Below are 2,791 nucleotides of genomic sequence, written 5' to 3' on the forward strand. Positions count from 1 at the left end.
CAGATCGAGGATCATCTCGACGTCCTGGGCGAGCTGCGCGAACGGCCGGCCGGGACCATCCGGTTGACCCTGCCGCTCCATGCCGCGACTTCGATTGTGTGGCCGGCGGTCGCGAAGCTGATGCGCGACTATCCCGACATCAGCGTGGAACTCAGCATCGATTCGGGCATGCGCGACATCGTGGCGGACCGGTTCGACGCGGGCGTGCGCCTGGGCGAGCAGGTCGCGCGCGACATGATCGCCGTGCGCATCGGCCCGGAACTGCGCATGGCCGCCGTCGCCACGCCGGACTATTTCCGCGCCCATGGCAGGCCGACCCAGCCGCAGGACCTGGCCGATCACATATGCATCAACCTGCGCTTCACCACCGCGGGCGGCCTCTATGCCTGGGAGTTCGAGAAGGACGGCCGGGCGCTCAATGCCCGGGTGGAGGGGCAATTCATCACCAACAATGTCGAGCTGATCATCCAGTCGGCGATCGAAGGCGTCGGCATCGCCTTCGTGCCCCAGGATCATGTCGCCGACCATGTTGCCGCCGGACGATTGGAGCGCGTGCTGGACGATTGGTGTCCGCCTTTTCCGGGCTATCATCTCTATTATCCCAGCCGGCGTCAGCCCAAGACCGCTTTCGCCCTGCTGATCGAGGCGCTGCGCTATCGCGGCGCTTGAAAAGGGTTTCATGAACAGGGTTCATTGGTCCATACGCGATTGACCAGCTAATCCTCGTCCTCCCGACGGACTATCTTTGCCGCAACGCAGCAAAAAGCCTGACAGGAGCTTCGATGAAGACCATTGCCTACGCCGCCCGCGACGCCCATTCGGACCTTGCCCCCTTCGAATTCGACTATCGCGCCCTGCGCGCCAATGATGTGGCGTTCGAGGTGCTCTATTGCGGCGTGTGCCATTCCGATCTGCACATGGCCCGCAACGACTGGGGCGGCACCATCTATCCCGTGGTGCCGGGACATGAAATCGTCGGCCGCGTGATCGAGACCGGTCCCGACGTCACGCGTCGCAAGGTGGGCGACATCGTCGCGGTCGGTTGCATGGTCGACAGCTGCCAGCAGTGTGACCAGTGCGACCATGGCGAAGAACAATATTGCCGCAACGGCCGCACCGACAGCTATAATTCCCCCGACCGCATCGATGGCGAGCTGACGCGGGGCGGCTATGCCAAATATCTGGTGTCGCGCGAGGAATTCGTGCTCAAGATGCCCGAAGGCCTGGACGTGGCCAAGGCGGCGCCGCTTCTGTGCGCGGGCATCACCACCTATTCGCCGCTTCGCACCTGGGGCGTGAAGCAGGGCAGCCGGGTGGGCGTGGTGGGCCTGGGCGGCCTTGGCCACATGGCGGTCAAGATCGCAGCGGCCATGGGCGCGCATGTCACGATGATCAGCCGCACCCCCGACAAGGAACAGGATGCCGCCGAACTGGGTGCGCATGCCTTCCTGCTGTCGTCCGATGCCGACGCAATGGCGAAGGCGGCGGACGGTTTCGATCTCATCATCGACACGGTGCCGGTCGACCATGACATCAATCCCTACATGCCGCTGCTCGACATCGACGGCACGCTTGTGCTGGTGGGGCAGATCGGCCCCGTCGGCCAGCCCACGACCCTGCCGCTCGTCTTCGGCCGTCGCCGGATCGCGGGGTCTTTGATCGGCGGCATCAAGGAAACGCAGGACATGCTCGACTTCTGCGCCCAGCATGATGTCCTGCCCGATGTCGAGATGATCCGCATGGACCAGATCAACGAAGCCTTCGACCGGCTCGATCGCAGCGACGTGCGCTATCGCTTCGTGATCGACATGGCCTCGCTCGAGGCGCCCACCGCCTGAGGGCCCGCGCCTGACAACAGCCGGGCCGGCGCCGCAAGACGCCGGCCCGAAAATATCCATGCCGCAGGAAGGGATGACCACATGAAAGGACAGACCATCGCCGCCGCCGCCTTGTCGCTTCTGCCGCTTCTGATCTGGAAGTCGACCCAGGCCCAAGCCCAGGCCCAGGCGCAGCCAAGGGCGTCCGTCGCGCCGCCCGTCATGCAGAAGGTCGCGCCCGACCTCGCGCGCTATACCGACGACGTGCTGTTCGGCACGGTGTGGGAGCGGCCTGGCCTCGCCAAGCGCGACCGCAGCCTGGTGACGGTCACGACACTGATCGCCACCGGTCGGACGGGGCCGTTGCAGGGTCATGCCGGCCGCGCGCTCGACAATGGGGTGACGCCGCGCCAATTGTCGGGTCTGGTCACGCACCTCGCCTTCTATTGCGGCTGGCCGAGCGCGGTCGCCGCGCTTGAACCGCTGGACGCGCTGTTCAAGGCGCGCGGCATCGACACGGTGACCCTTAAGGATGCGCGCGGCCTGCTGCCGACGCCGGCTGATGACGCGCAGCGCGCGGCGGCGGTGAAGGCGGCGCTGGCGGGTACGGCGCCCGCGCTCGTCGATCTGACCAACGACGTGCTGTTCGCCGATCTGTGGCGCAATCCCGCTCTCAGCCCGCGCGACCGCAGCCTTGTCACCGTCGCCGCGCTTGCCGCGACGGGCGCCAGCGACCAGCTGGATTTCCACCTCGGCCTCGCCCAGCGCAACGGCCTGTCGCGCGCCGAACTGGCCGAAGCGATCACTCATCTCGCTTTCTATGCCGGCTGGCCTAAGGCCATGGCGGCGGTGGGGCAACTCGCCAAGGCGGACGGAGCGGATGATGCGCCGGCCGATCCGCTGATCGCCTTTCGGCCGGGGCAGGAGCCGACCCGCGGGCCGGCGGATCGTTTCACCGGCGTCGTGACCGTGAC

At 66.5% G+C, this 2,791-nt stretch carries 3 protein-coding genes; all 3 read left to right on the forward strand.

Annotated elements, in window-relative coordinates; translation table 11 throughout:
* On the forward strand, positions 1 to 669 hold a 669-nt coding region (locus tag B4A72_RS02965), incomplete at its 5' end, for a LysR substrate-binding domain-containing protein (RefSeq protein WP_292978066.1).
* Between the two features lie 113 nt (positions 670 to 782).
* Entirely contained in the window at positions 783 to 1,838 is a 1,056-nt protein-coding gene (locus tag B4A72_RS02970; RefSeq protein WP_292978067.1) for an NAD(P)-dependent alcohol dehydrogenase, read from the forward strand.
* Positions 1,839 to 1,919: 81 nt separating this feature from the next.
* Positions 1,920 to 2,791, forward strand: an 872-nt coding sequence (locus B4A72_RS02975; protein WP_292978068.1) for a carboxymuconolactone decarboxylase family protein, incomplete at its 3' end; no start/stop codon positions are given.

Source organism: Paracoccus sp. UBA5162 (assembly GCF_002413585.1).
In the GTDB taxonomy this organism is placed as follows: domain Bacteria; phylum Pseudomonadota; class Alphaproteobacteria; order Rhodobacterales; family Rhodobacteraceae; genus Paracoccus.

Bases quoted from the DNA above. Each gene is read 5' to 3' on its own strand.
- B4A72_RS02970 (WP_292978067.1), top strand. From the start codon at position 783: ATGAAGACCATTGCCTACGCCGCCCGCGACGCCCATTCGGACCTTGCC.